This is a genomic window from Flintibacter faecis (assembly GCF_014287875.1).
Classification (GTDB): Bacteria; Bacillota; Clostridia; order Oscillospirales; family Oscillospiraceae; genus Lawsonibacter; species Lawsonibacter faecis_A.
Map to the genome: position 1 here is coordinate 307,104 of NZ_JACOPN010000003.1, position 14,917 is coordinate 322,020.

The window sequence follows — 14,917 nt, forward strand, 5'->3', positions numbered from 1 at the left end:
CCGTCACCCATTCAGTTCATGAGGCTTGAACACTCTTTTGTCCAGCGCGAAGATGCGACTGCTCACCTCTCCCACCTGGAGACCGGCCAAGGTCTCGCGGTAGATCTCCATCCGGCTGTCAAGCATATCGATCTGGGAGAGCAGCTCGCTCTCCGCACAGATGGGCTTCACTGCAGCGCCGAATTCTGGCTCTCCGTGATGGGAAAGAATCATGTGCTGCAGCAAAACGGACTTGTCTTCAGGGATCCCCAGTTCCGAAGCTACGGCAGCAACTTCCTGTGCGCCCATTACGAGATGGCCAAGGAGCTGTCCTTTCACCGAATACTCCGTGACGAGGCCGAGCTGGGAAAAGGTAAACTCCTTCTCTTTGGCAAAGTCATGCAGGAACGTGCCTGCAAGAAGCAGGCTGCGATCGATGATATCCCCGTAAAGGCCGGCCAGGAAATCAGCCGTTTTCATCATGGTCGCAGTGTGCATCAGAAGTCCGGAGATAAAGCCGTGGTGGACGCTTTTAGCGGCCGGGATCGTCTTCAGGGACTCCTTATGGCGGGCCATCATCGTGCTGCAGATCTTCCTGTAATCAGCATCCGTAATCGAACTGATCAGTCTCTCCACTTCTGCCATCGTAGTGTCCACATCAATGGGAGCCACCGGGACCAAGGCGGACAGGTCGTAAGTATCATTGTCGTCAGCCAAACGGATCCGATCGGCAGTAATCTGCGGGGTGCCTCTGAACTCGGAGACAGTGCCACGGATCTTCACAACATTGCCTTCATCAGCAGAGGAGATGGGGCCAGAATAGTCCCATACTTTTATTTCGATGGAGCCGGATCGATCCGACAGAGAGGCGCTCAAAAACGGCTTGCCGGTTGTGGTCGTCTTGGGATATGCAGCTTTCAAAACATAGAAGCCCTCCACCTCATCCGAAAGGGACATCTCTGCGATCAATTTGTTATATTCCATCATTATTCCTCCGTAGTCGGTCTTCGTTTACTCGCCTTTGACACGAACCCCAAACCCATTGACTTCAATATCCTCGTCTGCGGGAATGAGCAAGTACTTCCGGCCATCAATGATCCTTGTCTCAACCAAGTAGCTGTGCTCCGGATCGAGCGAAATTGTCGCATCGGCGGTCTTAACTTCAAAGCGGCTGCTATCAATCAGATTGGCTGGGTTCAGCGTTGCTCCATCACCAAACTGGGCAAAGCAATTATCACGGAACGCAAGGATCTTTTCCTCTTCCACACCGTTATCGCGCAGGATTGCTGCCGCATCACTGACGGAGAGTTCCAGCGGTTCGGGGTCATGGCTCTCCTTATGCTGTTCAATCTGGTCGCGGAGTCTGTCATGGATAGACTGGACCAGTTCCATATTGCAGGCATCCCCCAAAGCTTCGCTGAGTGCATTCTGGAATGCTTCTTTTTGCTCAGCGGCAGACATGGGGGCTGTGGTATGAAATACGCTGTCGATAACTTCCTGGTGGATCTCATCTGTCTTTCTGGAATAGAACAAAGCATTGTAGATATTGGCCGCACGATCGTCAAAGGCTGGGAACAAGAATCCCAGTTCCGGTGCGGCAACGATCTGGCCGGCACAACTGTGGAACTCATTATCTCCAGGGAAGAATCCCAACTCCGCTTTGCACTCCTTCACAGGACAGACACAGCAAACGACATAGGAGAATACGGCATCGGATGCATCTGCATCCATCTCGTCGTTTTTGTTCTTACAGGGGACATCGTATGTGTCATATGCCAGGAGGATCAGGTAGTTGCTGTCCCCAAGGTCAAGAGAGTTGATGATTTTCTGATAGAACTCCTCACGGATCTCACCATCTTTCAGTTCCGAGTCGCGCAGTGCAATGAGAAGGCGATGCTCATCACTGTCGGCTACCTGCTCCGTGGAGAAGATAATATCGATCAGGTTCTTCCCAAGTTTGCCGGAAAGAGCCTTCTTCAGCAGGTTCAGGTACTTCTCTGCTTCGTCCTGCGGGAGAATCCCCATGGCTTCATCAATGTATGAAACGATTTCACGGCTGCTATTGACAAAACAGCCATAGATACGGCTGATAGCATTCCGATCCATACGAAAACGGCGGCGCAGTTCGCTTACTTCTTTCAAATTCAATTTAGGTTACCTCGCTTATCAAATTGGTCTAGCTGCTTGAAGCAGCAACCTCATCATATCACAGTCTGCCGATTCTGTCACATTCCGAGAACTCGTTGAATTATTCCTGCCAATCATCCTCACAGCCAGTTTCTTGAGCAATCATTATCGCAGTATCGGAGAAAACGAAGCAGTGTTTCTGCTCAGAACAAGGACACTGACAGGCCATTCTCTCCCTGGCATGCTAACTCACGGTTTTGTATTGATTGTTGATTACATCCAAACAGCGTGTTCTGATGTAATCAATCGAATAGTCCCTCAAGTGATCCACAATCGTTTCACCACACTTAACAAGAAATAAGATTTCCTACTTGGCCGACCAGTCAAGGCTTGCAACGGCCACAGGGAGAATACCCCAGTGCAATGGTCTCATCGCGGGTGCCGAAGAACTCCTGCTTGTTCTTTTCCTTCATATCGTTCACGCTGGAACAGGTGGGATAGTGGAACTTCTTCGTGTTGGTATTAAGGATATAATCTGCCTGCGACGCCTCACTTCCGGTCACTGGCTCCTGCTTTTCAGGCTCTGGGGAAGGTGTGGGAGTTGCCGTAGCCGTCTTCTGCTCCTCGTGCTGAGCACCATCTGCCAGCTTGCTCTCGCCTGTGGCATAGTCAATCTCAATGCCCGGCTGGACATTGTAGGCAAAGACGCAGTAGGAAACCCCGGCACCCTTGTCTTCCACAGAATAGCCTTCCATCAAAACACCGTTAGCCAGCAGGTTATTCCCTTCAAAGATTGGGGTCACGCGATATAGGACATGGTTATTAGTCTCCTGGATGTAGTCGGCAACCATGTTCTCAAAGGGCAACATTCCCTCAATATTCAGATACCGTGTGCCCGTGATGAGGTTCTGCGTATTGGCGTTTTCACCAGTCAGCTGATAGCCAATGAGATGGCAGCGGTTATATAAGTACTTGCCATCAACCAAATCATCATAGCGGACGGTGTGCCAGCCGGTCGGCTTTACCATGCCGATGGATCCGCGCTCCTTGGTAGGCATCAAATCCTTCCCAATACATGCGTAAGTCACTCCGCAGCGACCGAGAGTATCCAGATCACTGTAGGTCTCAAAGGATGTTGTCGTCAGTTCTGCAGCGGTGAAGTAAGGTACATTCCCATTGACTGAGGTATATGCCTTACCGCTATACGCAGGCACATCGCTCAGAGAGAACGAGGAGGCTGTCGTGATCTCTGTCGGGGCGGAAGATTCGGTTTGCTGCCCTTGAGATGCAGACGGTGCATCCGACTGACTTGGGACTGTATCCCCCTTGCATGAAGCACTGTCCAAGGATTCGAATCCATCCCGCTCTTCGGTCTCCCCAGGTGTGCTATCCTGCAAGTCAGAGATCTCGACCTGCAAGGACGAGCTCGGACTATGATCGGATGGTGCCGTGTCACTGCCGCAGGCAGAAAGAGTAGAAATACAGAGTGCAAAGATCAAAAAGCAGGAAAGGATGCGCGATTTCATCTCAGATAAACCTCCATGGTAATTCGCTCGTGAGAGTGCCCGGTAAACTCAACCGACTCACATATTTTCCAGTTGCCTCCGGAGAGGTCAATATCAAAGTGCTGATCAGCGGGGTACGTTCTGTGCCATCTGAAAATGATGATCTTCTCAATCCACCGTTCAAATGGTGCCAGAGCGGCATCTTCAACAAAACAGTAATCGCCATCAACCGCTTCCTGCAGGAAAGCGTCATCCACATTCAGGTGCTGAATGGATTCCGCATCAAATTGTTGGGCTGAGTAGTGGTTCATCCAGAGCATAGCACCACCGACCAGCGCGGCAATATGCGCCCGCAGCACTCTGTCTTGGCTCTGGCGTCGATGGTTGAACATCATGCCTCCATTATCATCTAAGCAGGCAATCACGATCATAGCGAAATCCCTTCCTTCAGTCTTCCACCTCGGTTGCGGTGAACTGCGTCATGTCACAGAACACTTTCTCGGCCAACTCCTTGATCATGGAATCGGCATTGGCCCGCACGATTCTTGACACCTCATAATTGGTTCCACTTGCAGCGTACAGCAGCAACAACTGATCCTCCGGATCATAAACGGCCTCTTCCACTTCCAGCGCGATCAGAGCCTGATCCTCGGCATCTCTCAACAGTGCTCTCATAGGTTACCTCCGTCAGTCATCCAGCAATTCTTCGATTTCCTCGATCTTTTCATCGAGATCTTCACATCGCTCCTCCCACTCATCGTAGGCATCGCTGCAAGGATCGTCCGGCTCCTCATCTTCCATATCTTCGCGTTGCTCTTGGAGTTCCTCCAGAAGGCTCTCAAGCTCATCGCGATCCATGCTCTCGTAGTCCTCATCGCCATCGGTGGAGGCCTTGATTGTTATCTTCACCTCGGCTTCAGTCTCAGATAAGGCGGCCAGAATAGCGCCAAGACCAAATGCTTGCTCGCTGCTGCTCACTTCACCATCCCGATTGAAATCGAATATACTCATCTGTTTTGCTCCTCTCTTTGATACGATAATGTGGGAACTATACGCATCATAGCAGGGGCTCTGTCCAAAAATACGGACAGAGCTCGCCAAAAACAACAAAAGATGTGAGGCCGCCATGCGGAAGCCCCACATCCTACTTAATCTACAAAGGTCAATCCTTCCGCAATTCCTAGCACGATAAGCTCCATCTCCGACCGAACTTTGGCCTCAGACACTGTAATCCGGTAATCTCGGATAGTGTAGTCAGCTCCAACGGTAGCAGGATAGATATCAATGGCATCTTCGACATAAAGGTCAGCCAGAACAAAACCATTCTCGGCGTGGTCCTTCAAGAGAACTCGGCAATCCAAGCAAAAGTGAGAAACCTTCAGTCCCTTCGTCTCTATTGGAAGATCTACGGTACAGGTGTGGGAGCAGGTATCGCGCCGCCCGGTATAGCCGGCGCATGATGCAAAGCTAAAGGTTCCAGTGGTCTGAATGGGCGCAATCTCATACTCCGAAAAAGGCAAATCAGGATCGTAAATCCGCATTTCATTGCTCTGACCGGTTGTGAGATTGAGGATCACCGGCGCCTGATAACGCTCTCGATTTCCACTCCCACAAAGGGAACACACCTCTGACTGGCGATAGGTCAGATAAAGCGCAGTACCAGAGATTACGATTGCAGCTCATAGTAAGCCTACCATCAGATGCCTCCAGTTGCCTCTGATCCACCCTCGCATAAGCTCCTCCTCAAAAGCTGACCAATATCACGGTCAACATTTTCTCTCATTGTACCGTAAAATGATGATGATTGCAACCAATACTGGTCAATGGGGAGAGATCATATGGAACAGAAAATCCGTCGTGACCGCAACATGGGGTCTAATCTCAGGCGGCTGCGTGATCAGTATGGCATTTCACAAGAGAAGCTCTGCGCTGAGCTCCAGCGTCGCGGCTGTGATATCGGTCGAACCGCTTATGCCAAGTACGAATCTGGAGAACTGAACATCAAGGCAAGCGTCATTATTGAGCTGCGCAAATTCTACAACTGCAGCTATGACGAGTTCTTTGCCGGCTTAGACGAATAAATCGGGGCAGCACGCTTGTGCTACCCCGATTTTCTATTCCTTGAGTTCGAAGATGTACTTCAGTGAGAAAGTGCGCCTTAGCAGTACATCGCTGAGTTTGATGAGGTTGATAGGTGCTTTGAATTCTTTGCTCGTAACAGTAACACAGCTTTACCTGATAACGCTATGTCTCTTTAAGTCCAAAACCTCTGTGGCAGAAGCCTGTCAGATTGGACAAATAATCGGAGATTTCCTCCGTATCTGTCATCCCGTCCGGTATCTGGACCTCTTTGGGCAGCGAATCAAGATCCTCCGCCAAGTCCACATCCCACTCGATGTTGACGGCTTTCAAATAACGATTGGTATCCATATTCAGTTCCTCACTCTGACAGTTTTCCAAGACACCCGCTGAGCAGAAGTCCTTCAAGATTTTTAGGTGAATTGATTCTTCCTACGGGAGGAGGATTGTCACCGAGTTTCAACTCGGTGACAATTCCACTCTTGAAATGAAGAAATACACGATATCCATTATCCAGCAACCATGTAGATAAAAACACCGACTGATCCGTGTGGATGTTCTCTACATGAAATCGAATTGCCCGCTGCGTCTGGTAATAGCCGATGAAGAACTGATGTCCTTTCGGCAGGTTACGAGGCATGGTCCAATAGTCTTCGTACCAGTGATACTCCATAATCAGCCCTCCGTTTCAGCGCAGACATTGTGGATCAGCTCACTCATGCAGTCGAAAAACCGCTGGGAGCACTGGGCACCCTTAGCTCTCATGTACCGCAGGTGCTCACACTTCCCATTTTCGATCGTGACGCTGGTCAGCTTCTCATTGATCCATCCCTGTGTGCGGAGAGGGACATTAACTCCATATTTCCGCATCAGGTAGTTGACAATAGAAAAAGCGTTGCAGCGGTACCGGCTGCGATAGAACTTCACCGTCTGGTTTTGCAGGACACCACCGTCTTTGATGGTTCGGATCGCTTCTTGAACGGCCTGCTCGGACAGTCGATTCTGCTCTTCACAGAATGCTCTCTCTTCGGATTCGGCCTTAGCTCTCCGCGCCTTCGCCACTTCGTCTCCCTTCTTTCGATACACAGCTGACAGTGCAACGCACTTATCAAGCTCACCGAGGATCAGGGCACCGACATAATCAGGGAAACTTTCGCCTCCGTTTTCTTTGGATTCCACAAAACACGCAACATTGTTGTCAAACAGCTTCTTGATGTAGGATGCTTGGCAAGCTGGGTCGCTGCCCAGGAGCATGATTCTCTCCCGCTCACGCCGGACAGCTTCCAAGACAGCATCATCGCCAGACTTGCGGAGATTATCGAAATAATCATTGCGGGCATCCTTGTTACCATACAACTCTGCGACAGCTGCAGGGTATCCGGCGTGGTCGATCAGATAGAAATCCGTGATTCGCAGAGGAACCAGATAGTCCCGGATCTCCGCATAAAGGAGATAGTTATCATTCTCTGCGCGGGGATACTGGATGTCCGGCTTCCCGTCACTTCTCCATAGCCGATAGGAAACCGTGCCATCAGAGATTTCTCGTTCGAACACAGCTCTCATTTTCTTACCATCTCGGTTAAAATTGCCATCATAAAACAGCGGTTTCATCAATCGTGCATTGCTCACAATCGTTCCTCCAATCATTCGAAAGTCTTCAGGATGTGTTCGTGTTCAATAAGATGCGTATAATCATCTGCATTGCCATCGCCATAGGCAATGGTCTGCAGGCACTGCTTGTCCGAAGAATACTCAACCCAAGCAAGGCGGACAGCGCCCTCTTTGAAGCGGTCATTGAGATGTTCTCCACGCAGCTCTACAAAGATGCCGGGATAGTCGTGGTCAGACTTGATCCCGACCACGATCTCACCAATTGGTGTCTTGGCAATCAGTTCGTCATTCATCGTCATCATCCTCCATAGAACCAGGCAGTGCCTTACTTCGTGTGCGCCGGTCAATACCGCTCATCATCGCTCTCAGTTTCTCAAGCCGAACCAGATCGATTTCATCGTCATCGCTGGGCGAGGCCAGTTCCGGTGGTGGGAAAATGTCATTCTTCGAAATAAATGCAGAATAGAAGATGGCAAGTTCTTCCTCCCAAGCGGCCTTGTAAAACTCAAAGTCGGCCTCAATCTCAATGTACTGGGCCGGCGTACAAGTCACACATATCTTCTTGTGCGGCCGTCCCGATTGGGTGCCGACCGTACCGCAGCAGTGACCGCTGCCAAGATGCTTGTAGGCAATCTGTACGATGAGCTTTCTCTCCCAAAAATTATGATACCGGATGAAGTAGTCTCGCTCTGCGGTGTCTTCAATGTCCTCTTCTGAAATGCCATACTTGGCCATCAGGCGGTTGAGAAGTGCTTCGGCATTCTCTTTTTCGCCGCCAACGCCACGCTCGGCCAGGGCCTTCACGCGTTCCAGGCGCCGCAACAATTCCTCTCGCTCAGTCATACCGCTTCCACCCCCTCTGCAGGAACGAAGTTCGCAAACTCGGTTTCGGCGTTAGGCCGGTGGAGGCACAGGTCAACGATGTCAATGCAGTTATAACAAGGCGACTGGTATGTCGCCTTGTTCTTATGCAGGCAGAGTCCGCAAGGCGGCATATCTGCCATCTGACCGTCAGATCGTCTTTGGTAGAAACCTTTCATTTCACACCTCCATCAGCGCTGTTTCTGACCAATCAGGCCAGAGCAGATACTGCCGCTGATTTCCACGCCGCACCGCTTCTGCAAAAAGCCCTCCAGAAAGCGGAGCGCAATCATGGCCAAGGCTGCATCGTCCACGCTGGGGCCCACAGGCTCAACTTTAGCCTGCTGCGTAAGAGGATGGATACCGAGAGATTTCATAAGTGCCATATCTACCTGCTCCATTTCCCCGTCCGTCAAATGGCCTTTATAGTCACCGAGCCGGCTGACATCCACAGAGGTGATCTGCTCACAGAGGGCCGTAGAGCGCCGACCAATGCTTTCGATCCGCACATGCGTCGGCATGGGCTTTTTGTACTGGCAGGTCAGGTACACGACCTCAACCACAGGACTGTGCTCATTGCACTCGGGATTGGATACGATAATGGCGGGCCTTCCGGACCGCTGCTCGGAGCCGATGGTCTCGCTACGGTTCACATAGAATACATCGCCACGGTTGATTCCCATAAACAAGTCTTCCTTTCTATCATCACGAATTTCTGCCTTGCTCGAAGGCATAGAAGTCTTCATCGCATTTGAAGCACTGGTAAGCATACCCGGAGATGTCGCTCGGAAACAGTGGATCTCCGCAGCGAAAGCAGGTACCGACACTCTTTCGGAACACCATATCTTCCATCTCGTCTTCGGTTACACCATGCTCACGCAGGTACACCTTTGCCGCTTCAACACCTGCAAAGTAGATCACTTCATCCGCATCATTCTTCAGGTATTCGAGTCCATTCAGGGATATCCCGTTGATGTACCGGCCAACAATGACAGGATCGGATGAACCATCTGACAACTGCGTTTGCCGATTGAGAATGGGGATCCCCAATTCCCGCGCTCTTCGGATTTCCTCCTTCATGCCACTACTGATGCGGTCGCCATAGATGACCAAGCGATCACACAGGGCAAGCAGGCTTGCGCCAAAAGATAGGGCAAGTGCTCGTTCTTCCGGGTTGGAATCGTCAAGCAGATAAGGTAAATAAGCGTGCGGGGCAACTGCGCGGCAGCCGAACTCCCGCTCACACATTGCCATATACGTGCGTGCTCTTTGGGCATTCACCATGATCTCAGCCCGTGTAGGGGCAGAGAGGGGCGAGCACACATAGGTAAGAGCCATTCTAAACAACCTCCTTCATACATAATGCGAAGGCCCGAAGACGAGGTGCTATTGCAACTCTCGTCTCCGGGTCTTCTCCAAAAATCAGATATGGCAATCGACGATGGCAAGGAAGTCATCATCTTTCGCCTCATTCATGAGCTTTTGGATCTCATCGTTCCAGGCTCGCTCGTCCTTGTCGTTGCTGGAGATCCCAAACCAGCCCATATCACCGGAGCCGATCCAATCTCCATTGCGATCAACAAATGCATAGGTATGGCACATGTATCGATCCAGATCGGTAGCGCCTTTCCGCGCCTTATACTCATCCAGAGTTTCACCTTTCAGATACAGCATTTCGCCCCAGGCTGAAATGCCCTCATCAAGGATCCTGCACAGAGGTCCGAAATCGGTAATGTCTTTGGTCTCAAATGCTTTTACACACTTCTGATACCGTTTCTCGACCGTATCGACAGCGATCTTACGCATGACATCCCAACAGATATCCTTTTTGCGCGCGGCATCGGCATACTGATACCCCTCAGGAGGAGTGGCAGATTCGCCATCATCGTCTTTCGCAGAAGGAATGCAGTCCTGCAGCCCTGCCGGAACTAAGAATCGATTTGGGAATCTACCGCCGATCTGCCACCAGTCCCATTTCGCGTTGGGGTTGCAAGTGTAGCCCCAACGTCCATCTGAAGCCTTCACAAAGCCGCGATGTTCATCACAATAAGCCTCGAATGAGGGATACCACGATTTGACGGGGTAATCAGTCACCAACTCCAGTGCTTTGGACTCCTCCGTCTGGAGTTTGCTCTTTCGATCCCGGTTCGGGCCGAACGCATAGATCCTGTCCTCCTCAATGAAGAAGGACTTGTTGAAAGCATCATCGTAAATGGAGTGGATGCTGCCATCCGGGAACCGGACGACACGCATGGTGTCATTCTCAAAGTCGGCTTTTGCCTCTTCCGTGCGATCTTCGAATTCGCGGTACTTCTCTTCCTCTGTCTGTTCATCGAAGGGTGCCAGAACAGGAACCAGGTGGTCTTCCAGATTATTGGCATGGATGTTGTTGACAACGCCATCGTCAGGAACAATAACACAAACAGAAAAATGACTCATAATTCAATTCTCCTTATAATCAGATAGTATTTTGCGGATCCGGGCAAAGCGCTTTTCAATCGCTTTGCGACCGACTCCGCATAGTTCAGCAATTTCACGATTGGTGTAGCCCTGGTTGCGGAACTGGATCGCCTCAAATTGCTTATAGGTGAGGTTATCTTCGATCACACGCCAGAGGCCATCATCAATCGGAACAATTTCAGGTGCAGGGATCTCACAATAGAACTCGATTGGGATCTCCTGCAGTTTTCCGACTTGATCTCGTGCATAGTTCGATAGCTCTGAACGCAGATGGTACCAAACCACCGTGGAGAAGCTGTACTTACGCAGCGCTTCCTCCGATAGGTAGCGTACCACCACTTTCAGGTACCGATTGGCCAAGAGGTCGTAGTAGTCATCCCCAAGGCTGTGCTTTGCCATGAAGTCAAGAAGGAGTCCATGATGCTCCTCAGCAAAAGCCTGCTGCTCGGGGGTGAGTGGCTTCATATCCTTTCACCACCTAACCGCTTATCTTCGCAAGCCCTTCTGCACACTTGTAGTATTCAAGTGCAGTCAGGATCACCTGCCTCGTTTCTTCCGACCAGCCTCGAATCTGGAATTGTTTACGGACCTCATCCTTATCAACCCGCGTATCGCTCATGTGCTCAATGCTGCTTTCAAAAAGCTCTACGAACTCCTCAGCTCTATTGATTTGCGGGAGAAAAACATGATTATACTCTTGGGCCGTCATGTTCCATTTGCCTCCTATTCATCCGTGTCATCTTCTTCGTCATCGGAGAAACGGTTGAAGATTTCATCATATGCACTATTAACAGAGCAAAATTCGCAGCCATCAGATTCACAGTGCCCTTTGTTGATTTCTTGTCTACAGTACTTACTGAAGAGTTCGCGAAACGCTTGCATTTCTTGTTTATTCATCATCAGATACTCCTTTTCTTTCAGGCTGGCTTCTCCAGAACAGCTTGGATCCCGACCAACTCGTCATACTTGCCACGGTCGATTGGCCGGAACTGCTGCTCGCGAATGAAGAAGTACAGGCGTACCGTCATCACGAGATACTCCACGAGATCAACGTAGAATGCCATCAAATTCGTGTAGTCGTAATCCGGAGTAAAGCGATCCATAGCAAGCTGATAATCGACCCAGTAGGGATTACTCTCCTGGTAATAGGAGCAGTTGCACGCAGCGTCCTTCGGCTGCTCTCCAAGCACATCATCCGAAAACCAAGCGGATGTGGAATTGACAACCATCGCAAATACCTGCTCCTCTGTCTGCCGGCACATGAAACCCGGCAAAGCGGATATCATGACTAGGAGTTTTCGGAGCGTTGTTACGCGGCACTCGAGTTCTTTGAAGAGCCAATAGTAGCGGGAATCCGCCTGATTGAAAGACTTGGAAAGAGCAAGGGACAATCGCTGCTCATAGTGCCTTTGAAGGTGATGGAGTAGATCGACTCCAAAGTAGAAATCCATCCTACTGCACCTCCAGCTTCACGTCTGGGAGCAGGTCGTTTGTAAGCTGCTCCCTCGTGATCCCGAACACGCGAGTAAAAAGATCCATATATCGCTCTTGAGCCGGCGGGATCAGCATGTTGTTGGGCGAAACGATCGCCCACAGCGCAAGTTCCTCCTCTGGAAGAGAGAAGGGATCCTCGCGCCAAGTACCGTGAGAGTAATCAGGCTTCGGTGGTTCAGATGCGTGCTTCACTTCACTTGCGGTCTTTGCTTTCAGAATCAGCTTGAGCTTTTTATCAAAAATGACATCAAGAAGATCCTCGCGAATTCCGTGCTTTTCATACTGGCACATCAGGCCTTTGACCTGCTGGAAAGCATACAGTTTGGCCTCCAGCAACGCTTTCGGCTGCTGCGGATCGGCAAGCAATTCACCGATAGCTAAAACAAGTGAAAAGTCCCAATTTGAGATCATGGCTTATGCACCTCCTCTACGGGGCAGGGGAGTGCCGAAGCACTCCCCTGCAAAAAACGTTATTTCCTCAAATAAACACAATGAACGCAAAGTCAATTACCCCATTCTCATCAGCGTGTGTATAGCAGGTATAGCCGCCATCGCCGAAACCGGACGATGAGACCGCACCATAAGGCAACACGCCGGCTGACATCTTGCTGAGTGTGATGTCGCACACATGGCGATACCAGAGATCACCAATAGCGAAACCCGGTGCAGGCAGTTCCTCAAAAACCGTATCGTTCTGATAGAACGCATCATCAAAGAACCCTGCCTGTCCGGAATCAACGCCGACCTCAAATGACTGCTCGACACATTTGCACGCCACTTTGCGCACTTTGCCTAAGCGGATCACATTGAAATCTGGACCAGTATCCTTATGACGGACGGCAAGGACGGCACAGCGTGTGCCCCATTCGCCTTCATCCGTCTTCAGGACGCCTGCCTCCCAAGTCCCGAGTTTGCAATGGTCAACGGTGCCACAGCACCAGACATCACGCTCGTAACAGGGGTCGCTGACACGCATGACTGGAGAAGTCATCTCAAACTCGCCAAGGTCGATAAACTCGCAATTCCGTTTCATGCCTACTGCACCTCCTTACTGCTGCGCCGCCGCGCGCTGCTCACTCAGCAGCTTTCTGGCGTCGCGAATCAGCTTCGGGCCGTAAGTCAACTCCCACGACTCAATGAATCGTGTCGTGCGGTAGACAAGATTGAAGAAGTCCAGATCGTTGATGTTGACATACACAGAGCGCTGCTTTTTGTAGGTGCCCGACTTGATATGGGTGCCTCCCGTCGCAGTTTTCTCTTTGACAGCGCGGCCGTTTTCCACGATGACGCACCAAGGATAATTCCTGGGCTTTCCATCGGTTCCAACCGACGCGCGCTTGACCGAGAGCTTTGTCACTGTACTCAGCCCATGCTCGTCCGGCTCACCGAAGATCTTATCTTCCGTGAAGTCGAAGCGATCCAGATCGTTCTGCATTCTGCTGAGAACGAAGGGGAAAAATCCAGGGGAAAGATTCGCTGTGACACGAACGGTTTTGTCGCCAGTACCGTTGGAGTAATCCTGCAGCACAACACCAATGCAAGAGTAGGCACGGATACCATCCGCCTGCTCCTCGCCCTGGGCATGCATATGAGCATAGTACTCGATCGGTGCCGGCTTGAGCTTGTCCGTAAACTCGCAGAGCTTCTTGTTGGTCATGTAGATCGCGATCTGGTTTTGAATGCGATTATCTTCCATTTTCAGGTATCCTCACTTTCTTCACATGCGTAGAATTCATCCACATAGGTTGCGTCCGGAATGAATTCCTCAGAAGTCACTTTGTCGCCATCCACCGTGATCGTGTAGTAGGACATGCCGCCCTCGACCACAGCGAACATCTTGCCATCGAGGTGATAGCCAAGCTTCGAGAGCCACTCAGCAATGCACCCGATCCAATCCGTGATGTAGTAGGCCTTTTCAGCCTCATTCCACCCAAGATAGGAGTGTCCGTTGTCAGGATCGTTCCGAAGCTCCAGATCACAATAAAGGCTCGGACAGGGGCCGGGCGTCATATTCATGTCACGCTCATCTGTGAGCCCTTCCGCATAGCGTTCGTGCAAACAGATGCGGCGCGTGAGATCCCTCGTATGGATGGGCAGGAAGAATGCACCATCCTCTCCAAAATCTCCATCGCCAAACAGCGTGACTGCTTTGCGCTCTTCCAATGTTGGGAAAAGGGCTTCCAGTATTTTGACATCCCGCTTCATATGCCGGATGCCGAGAAACTGACGAAATCTTCCCGCCAACGGGTCTTTCAGACAAGGGGTAATGCGGATGGCACCTGTAAAATCGGTATAGGTTCCCATAATGCGCTGCTCCTCTTCTCAAAAGTGATAGTCGAGTGTCCCACCAAAATAAAAGGACCCGCTGAGATCAGTCTCGCGAATCCATTCATCCAGTGTTTTCAATTCATCTTGGTAGTAGATGTAGAAACTGAACTTATCCTGGTAGGCTTCATTCAGCTTATACATGGCCATGCCAATGTCGTAAGGGGTCTCAGCACAGAAGGCTTCGATTGAGATGCCTGTCAGCTCTCTCGCTTTATCCAGGAAGGCGTAGTACTGTCTGTGGAAGTACTTCTTCTTGGCATTCGGCTTGAACGTAAAGCTCTCTCCATCCTCAGCGACATCCACGATGTGGGCAACGATTTCCAGGAACCATTTCAGGTCTTCATCCCGGTCCGTTTCCGCATTCGTGTAGTCCGCAATCGAGTGGTAGAACCATTCCGGCACACTGCACTCTCCCATACGGTCATCAGGTAAAATGGGCGCATTGCCCAGTTCAATAATTCTACTATGCATTT

25 protein-coding genes are annotated in these 14,917 nt (G+C 50.7%); 1 reads left to right on the plus strand and 24 read right to left on the minus strand.

Features of this window, described 5'->3' with window-relative positions:
• Positions 1 to 3: 3 nt before the first annotated feature.
• The 7 genes from H8S55_RS06245 to H8S55_RS06275 form a co-directional block, all read right to left on the minus strand.
• Complete coding sequence (locus H8S55_RS06245) at positions 4 to 963, minus strand: 3'-5' exoribonuclease YhaM family protein (protein ID WP_186878239.1); 960 nt, start codon at positions 961 to 963, stop codon at positions 4 to 6.
• A gap of 27 nt (positions 964 to 990) precedes the next feature.
• Positions 991 to 2,127 (minus strand): DUF4317 domain-containing protein, encoded by a 1,137-nt coding sequence (locus H8S55_RS06250; protein WP_186878240.1) that lies wholly within the window; start codon positions 2,125 to 2,127, stop codon positions 991 to 993.
• Positions 2,128 to 2,489: 362 nt separating this feature from the next.
• Complete coding sequence (locus H8S55_RS06255) at positions 2,490 to 3,632, minus strand: DNA/RNA non-specific endonuclease (protein WP_186878241.1); 1,143 nt, start codon at positions 3,630 to 3,632, stop codon at positions 2,490 to 2,492.
• Positions 3,629 to 4,042, minus strand: coding sequence for a ribonuclease Z (locus H8S55_RS06260; RefSeq protein WP_186878242.1), 414 nt, complete (start codon positions 4,040 to 4,042; stop codon positions 3,629 to 3,631). Before H8S55_RS06260 ends, H8S55_RS06255 begins: the two co-directional genes overlap by 4 nt.
• A 16-nt stretch (positions 4,043 to 4,058) precedes the next feature.
• Positions 4,059 to 4,286 carry a hypothetical protein gene (locus tag H8S55_RS06265; protein WP_186878243.1) on the minus strand — a complete coding sequence of 76 codons (228 nt, stop codon included), beginning with the start codon at positions 4,284 to 4,286 and terminating at the stop codon, positions 4,059 to 4,061.
• A gap of 12 nt (positions 4,287 to 4,298) precedes the next feature.
• Complete coding sequence (locus tag H8S55_RS06270) at positions 4,299 to 4,622, minus strand: hypothetical protein (protein ID WP_186878244.1); 324 nt, start codon at positions 4,620 to 4,622, stop codon at positions 4,299 to 4,301.
• 137 nt (positions 4,623 to 4,759) lie between these two features.
• Positions 4,760 to 5,152 carry a hypothetical protein gene (locus H8S55_RS06275; protein WP_186878245.1) on the minus strand — a complete coding sequence of 131 codons (393 nt, stop codon included), beginning with the start codon at positions 5,150 to 5,152 and terminating at the stop codon, positions 4,760 to 4,762.
• A gap of 297 nt (positions 5,153 to 5,449) precedes the next feature.
• On the opposite strand from H8S55_RS06275, the gene H8S55_RS06280 reads away from it, so the two are divergent.
• A complete protein-coding gene (locus H8S55_RS06280; RefSeq protein ID WP_108979759.1) occupies positions 5,450 to 5,692 on the plus strand; it encodes a helix-turn-helix domain-containing protein in 243 nt (80 codons plus the stop codon).
• Between the two features lie 163 nt (positions 5,693 to 5,855).
• On the opposite strand, the gene H8S55_RS06285 is transcribed toward H8S55_RS06280, so the two are convergent.
• The 17 genes from H8S55_RS06285 to H8S55_RS06365 all read right to left on the minus strand — a co-directional run bounded on the left by H8S55_RS06285 (position 5,856) and on the right by H8S55_RS06365 (position 14,915).
• Positions 5,856 to 6,041, minus strand: a complete 186-nt coding sequence (locus tag H8S55_RS06285) for a hypothetical protein (RefSeq protein WP_119347330.1) — start codon at positions 6,039 to 6,041, stop codon at positions 5,856 to 5,858.
• A 10-nt stretch (positions 6,042 to 6,051) separates the two neighbouring features.
• Positions 6,052 to 6,363: a hypothetical protein gene (locus tag H8S55_RS06290; RefSeq protein ID WP_119347331.1), complete on the minus strand. Its 312-nt coding sequence runs from the start codon at positions 6,361 to 6,363 to the stop codon at positions 6,052 to 6,054.
• Positions 6,364 to 6,365: 2 nt separating this feature from the next.
• Positions 6,366 to 7,319, minus strand: coding sequence for a hypothetical protein (locus H8S55_RS06295; RefSeq protein ID WP_186878246.1), 954 nt, complete (start codon positions 7,317 to 7,319; stop codon positions 6,366 to 6,368).
• A 14-nt stretch (positions 7,320 to 7,333) separates the two neighbouring features.
• Positions 7,334 to 7,594 carry a hypothetical protein gene (locus H8S55_RS06300; protein ID WP_186878247.1) on the minus strand — a complete coding sequence of 87 codons (261 nt, stop codon included), beginning with the start codon at positions 7,592 to 7,594 and terminating at the stop codon, positions 7,334 to 7,336.
• Positions 7,587 to 8,144: a DUF2786 domain-containing protein gene (locus H8S55_RS06305; RefSeq protein ID WP_186878248.1), complete on the minus strand. Its 558-nt coding sequence runs from the start codon at positions 8,142 to 8,144 to the stop codon at positions 7,587 to 7,589. The genes H8S55_RS06300 and H8S55_RS06305 overlap by 8 nt, the downstream gene beginning before the upstream one ends.
• A 209-nt stretch (positions 8,145 to 8,353) precedes the next feature.
• Entirely contained in the window at positions 8,354 to 8,845 is a 492-nt protein-coding gene (locus H8S55_RS06310; RefSeq protein WP_186878249.1) for a type II toxin-antitoxin system PemK/MazF family toxin, read from the minus strand.
• A 22-nt stretch (positions 8,846 to 8,867) separates the two neighbouring features.
• Entirely contained in the window at positions 8,868 to 9,500 is a 633-nt protein-coding gene (locus tag H8S55_RS06315) for a DUF7768 domain-containing protein (protein ID WP_186878250.1), read from the minus strand.
• 84 nt (positions 9,501 to 9,584) lie between these two features.
• Complete coding sequence (locus H8S55_RS06320) at positions 9,585 to 10,601, minus strand: hypothetical protein (RefSeq protein WP_186878251.1); 1,017 nt, start codon at positions 10,599 to 10,601, stop codon at positions 9,585 to 9,587.
• A 3-nt stretch (positions 10,602 to 10,604) separates the two neighbouring features.
• Positions 10,605 to 11,087 carry an RNA polymerase sigma factor gene (locus tag H8S55_RS06325; protein ID WP_119347339.1) on the minus strand — a complete coding sequence of 161 codons (483 nt, stop codon included), beginning with the start codon at positions 11,085 to 11,087 and terminating at the stop codon, positions 10,605 to 10,607.
• A 13-nt stretch (positions 11,088 to 11,100) separates the two neighbouring features.
• Complete coding sequence (locus H8S55_RS06330; protein WP_186878252.1) at positions 11,101 to 11,331, minus strand: hypothetical protein; 231 nt, start codon at positions 11,329 to 11,331, stop codon at positions 11,101 to 11,103.
• Between the two features lie 14 nt (positions 11,332 to 11,345).
• Positions 11,346 to 11,522, minus strand: a complete 177-nt coding sequence (locus tag H8S55_RS06335) for a hypothetical protein (RefSeq protein WP_172592785.1) — start codon at positions 11,520 to 11,522, stop codon at positions 11,346 to 11,348.
• 17 nt (positions 11,523 to 11,539) lie between these two features.
• On the minus strand, positions 11,540 to 12,073 hold the full coding sequence (locus H8S55_RS06340; protein ID WP_186878253.1) for a hypothetical protein: 534 nt from the start codon (positions 12,071 to 12,073) through the stop codon (positions 11,540 to 11,542).
• A 1-nt stretch (position 12,074) separates the two neighbouring features.
• Positions 12,075 to 12,527, minus strand: a complete 453-nt coding sequence (locus tag H8S55_RS06345; protein WP_186878254.1) for a hypothetical protein — start codon at positions 12,525 to 12,527, stop codon at positions 12,075 to 12,077.
• Positions 12,528 to 12,594: 67 nt separating this feature from the next.
• The gene (locus H8S55_RS06350) at positions 12,595 to 13,149 is read right to left on the minus strand and encodes a DUF4241 domain-containing protein (protein WP_177714486.1); all 555 of its coding nucleotides are present in this window, start codon (positions 13,147 to 13,149) and stop codon (positions 12,595 to 12,597) included.
• A 15-nt stretch (positions 13,150 to 13,164) separates the two neighbouring features.
• A complete protein-coding gene (locus H8S55_RS06355) occupies positions 13,165 to 13,812 on the minus strand; it encodes a hypothetical protein (protein WP_186878255.1) in 648 nt (215 codons plus the stop codon).
• 2 nt (positions 13,813 to 13,814) lie between these two features.
• Positions 13,815 to 14,420 (minus strand): hypothetical protein, encoded by a 606-nt coding sequence (locus H8S55_RS06360; RefSeq protein WP_186878256.1) that lies wholly within the window; start codon positions 14,418 to 14,420, stop codon positions 13,815 to 13,817.
• Between the two features lie 18 nt (positions 14,421 to 14,438).
• On the minus strand, positions 14,439 to 14,915 hold the full coding sequence (locus tag H8S55_RS06365) for a hypothetical protein (RefSeq protein ID WP_186878257.1): 477 nt from the start codon (positions 14,913 to 14,915) through the stop codon (positions 14,439 to 14,441).
• Positions 14,916 to 14,917: the final 2 nt, after the last annotated feature.

What these genes read in the sequence shown, in the direction of transcription:
- H8S55_RS06245 (WP_186878239.1), bottom strand. Translation starts at nt 963, where the DNA reads ATGGAATATAACAAATTGATCGCAGAGATGTCCCTTTCGGATGAGGTG.
- H8S55_RS06255 (WP_186878241.1), bottom strand. Translation starts at nt 3,632, where the DNA reads ATGAAATCGCGCATCCTTTCCTGCTTTTTGATCTTTGCACTCTGTATT.
- H8S55_RS06260 (WP_186878242.1), bottom strand. Translation starts at nt 4,042, where the DNA reads ATGATCGTGATTGCCTGCTTAGATGATAATGGAGGCATGATGTTCAAC.
- H8S55_RS06265 (WP_186878243.1), bottom strand. Translation starts at nt 4,286, where the DNA reads ATGAGAGCACTGTTGAGAGATGCCGAGGATCAGGCTCTGATCGCGCTG.
- H8S55_RS06270 (WP_186878244.1), bottom strand. Translation starts at nt 4,622, where the DNA reads ATGAGTATATTCGATTTCAATCGGGATGGTGAAGTGAGCAGCAGCGAG.
- H8S55_RS06275 (WP_186878245.1), bottom strand. Translation starts at nt 5,152, where the DNA reads ATGCGGATTTACGATCCTGATTTGCCTTTTTCGGAGTATGAGATTGCG.
- H8S55_RS06280 (WP_108979759.1), top strand. Translation starts at nt 5,450, where the DNA reads ATGGAACAGAAAATCCGTCGTGACCGCAACATGGGGTCTAATCTCAGG.
- H8S55_RS06285 (WP_119347330.1), bottom strand. Translation starts at nt 6,041, where the DNA reads ATGGATACCAATCGTTATTTGAAAGCCGTCAACATCGAGTGGGATGTG.
- H8S55_RS06290 (WP_119347331.1), bottom strand. Translation starts at nt 6,363, where the DNA reads ATGGAGTATCACTGGTACGAAGACTATTGGACCATGCCTCGTAACCTG.
- H8S55_RS06300 (WP_186878247.1), bottom strand. Translation starts at nt 7,594, where the DNA reads ATGAATGACGAACTGATTGCCAAGACACCAATTGGTGAGATCGTGGTC.
- H8S55_RS06305 (WP_186878248.1), bottom strand. Translation starts at nt 8,144, where the DNA reads ATGACTGAGCGAGAGGAATTGTTGCGGCGCCTGGAACGCGTGAAGGCC.
- H8S55_RS06310 (WP_186878249.1), bottom strand. Translation starts at nt 8,845, where the DNA reads ATGGGAATCAACCGTGGCGATGTATTCTATGTGAACCGTAGCGAGACC.
- H8S55_RS06315 (WP_186878250.1), bottom strand. Translation starts at nt 9,500, where the DNA reads ATGGCTCTTACCTATGTGTGCTCGCCCCTCTCTGCCCCTACACGGGCT.
- H8S55_RS06320 (WP_186878251.1), bottom strand. Translation starts at nt 10,601, where the DNA reads ATGAGTCATTTTTCTGTTTGTGTTATTGTTCCTGACGATGGCGTTGTC.
- H8S55_RS06325 (WP_119347339.1), bottom strand. Translation starts at nt 11,087, where the DNA reads ATGAAGCCACTCACCCCCGAGCAGCAGGCTTTTGCTGAGGAGCATCAT.
- H8S55_RS06330 (WP_186878252.1), bottom strand. Translation starts at nt 11,331, where the DNA reads ATGACGGCCCAAGAGTATAATCATGTTTTTCTCCCGCAAATCAATAGA.
- H8S55_RS06335 (WP_172592785.1), bottom strand. Translation starts at nt 11,522, where the DNA reads ATGATGAATAAACAAGAAATGCAAGCGTTTCGCGAACTCTTCAGTAAG.
- H8S55_RS06340 (WP_186878253.1), bottom strand. Translation starts at nt 12,073, where the DNA reads ATGGATTTCTACTTTGGAGTCGATCTACTCCATCACCTTCAAAGGCAC.
- H8S55_RS06345 (WP_186878254.1), bottom strand. Translation starts at nt 12,527, where the DNA reads ATGATCTCAAATTGGGACTTTTCACTTGTTTTAGCTATCGGTGAATTG.
- H8S55_RS06350 (WP_177714486.1), bottom strand. Translation starts at nt 13,149, where the DNA reads ATGAAACGGAATTGCGAGTTTATCGACCTTGGCGAGTTTGAGATGACT.
- H8S55_RS06355 (WP_186878255.1), bottom strand. Translation starts at nt 13,812, where the DNA reads ATGGAAGATAATCGCATTCAAAACCAGATCGCGATCTACATGACCAAC.
- H8S55_RS06360 (WP_186878256.1), bottom strand. Translation starts at nt 14,420, where the DNA reads ATGGGAACCTATACCGATTTTACAGGTGCCATCCGCATTACCCCTTGT.
- H8S55_RS06365 (WP_186878257.1), bottom strand. Translation starts at nt 14,915, where the DNA reads ATGCATAGTAGAATTATTGAACTGGGCAATGCGCCCATTTTACCTGAT.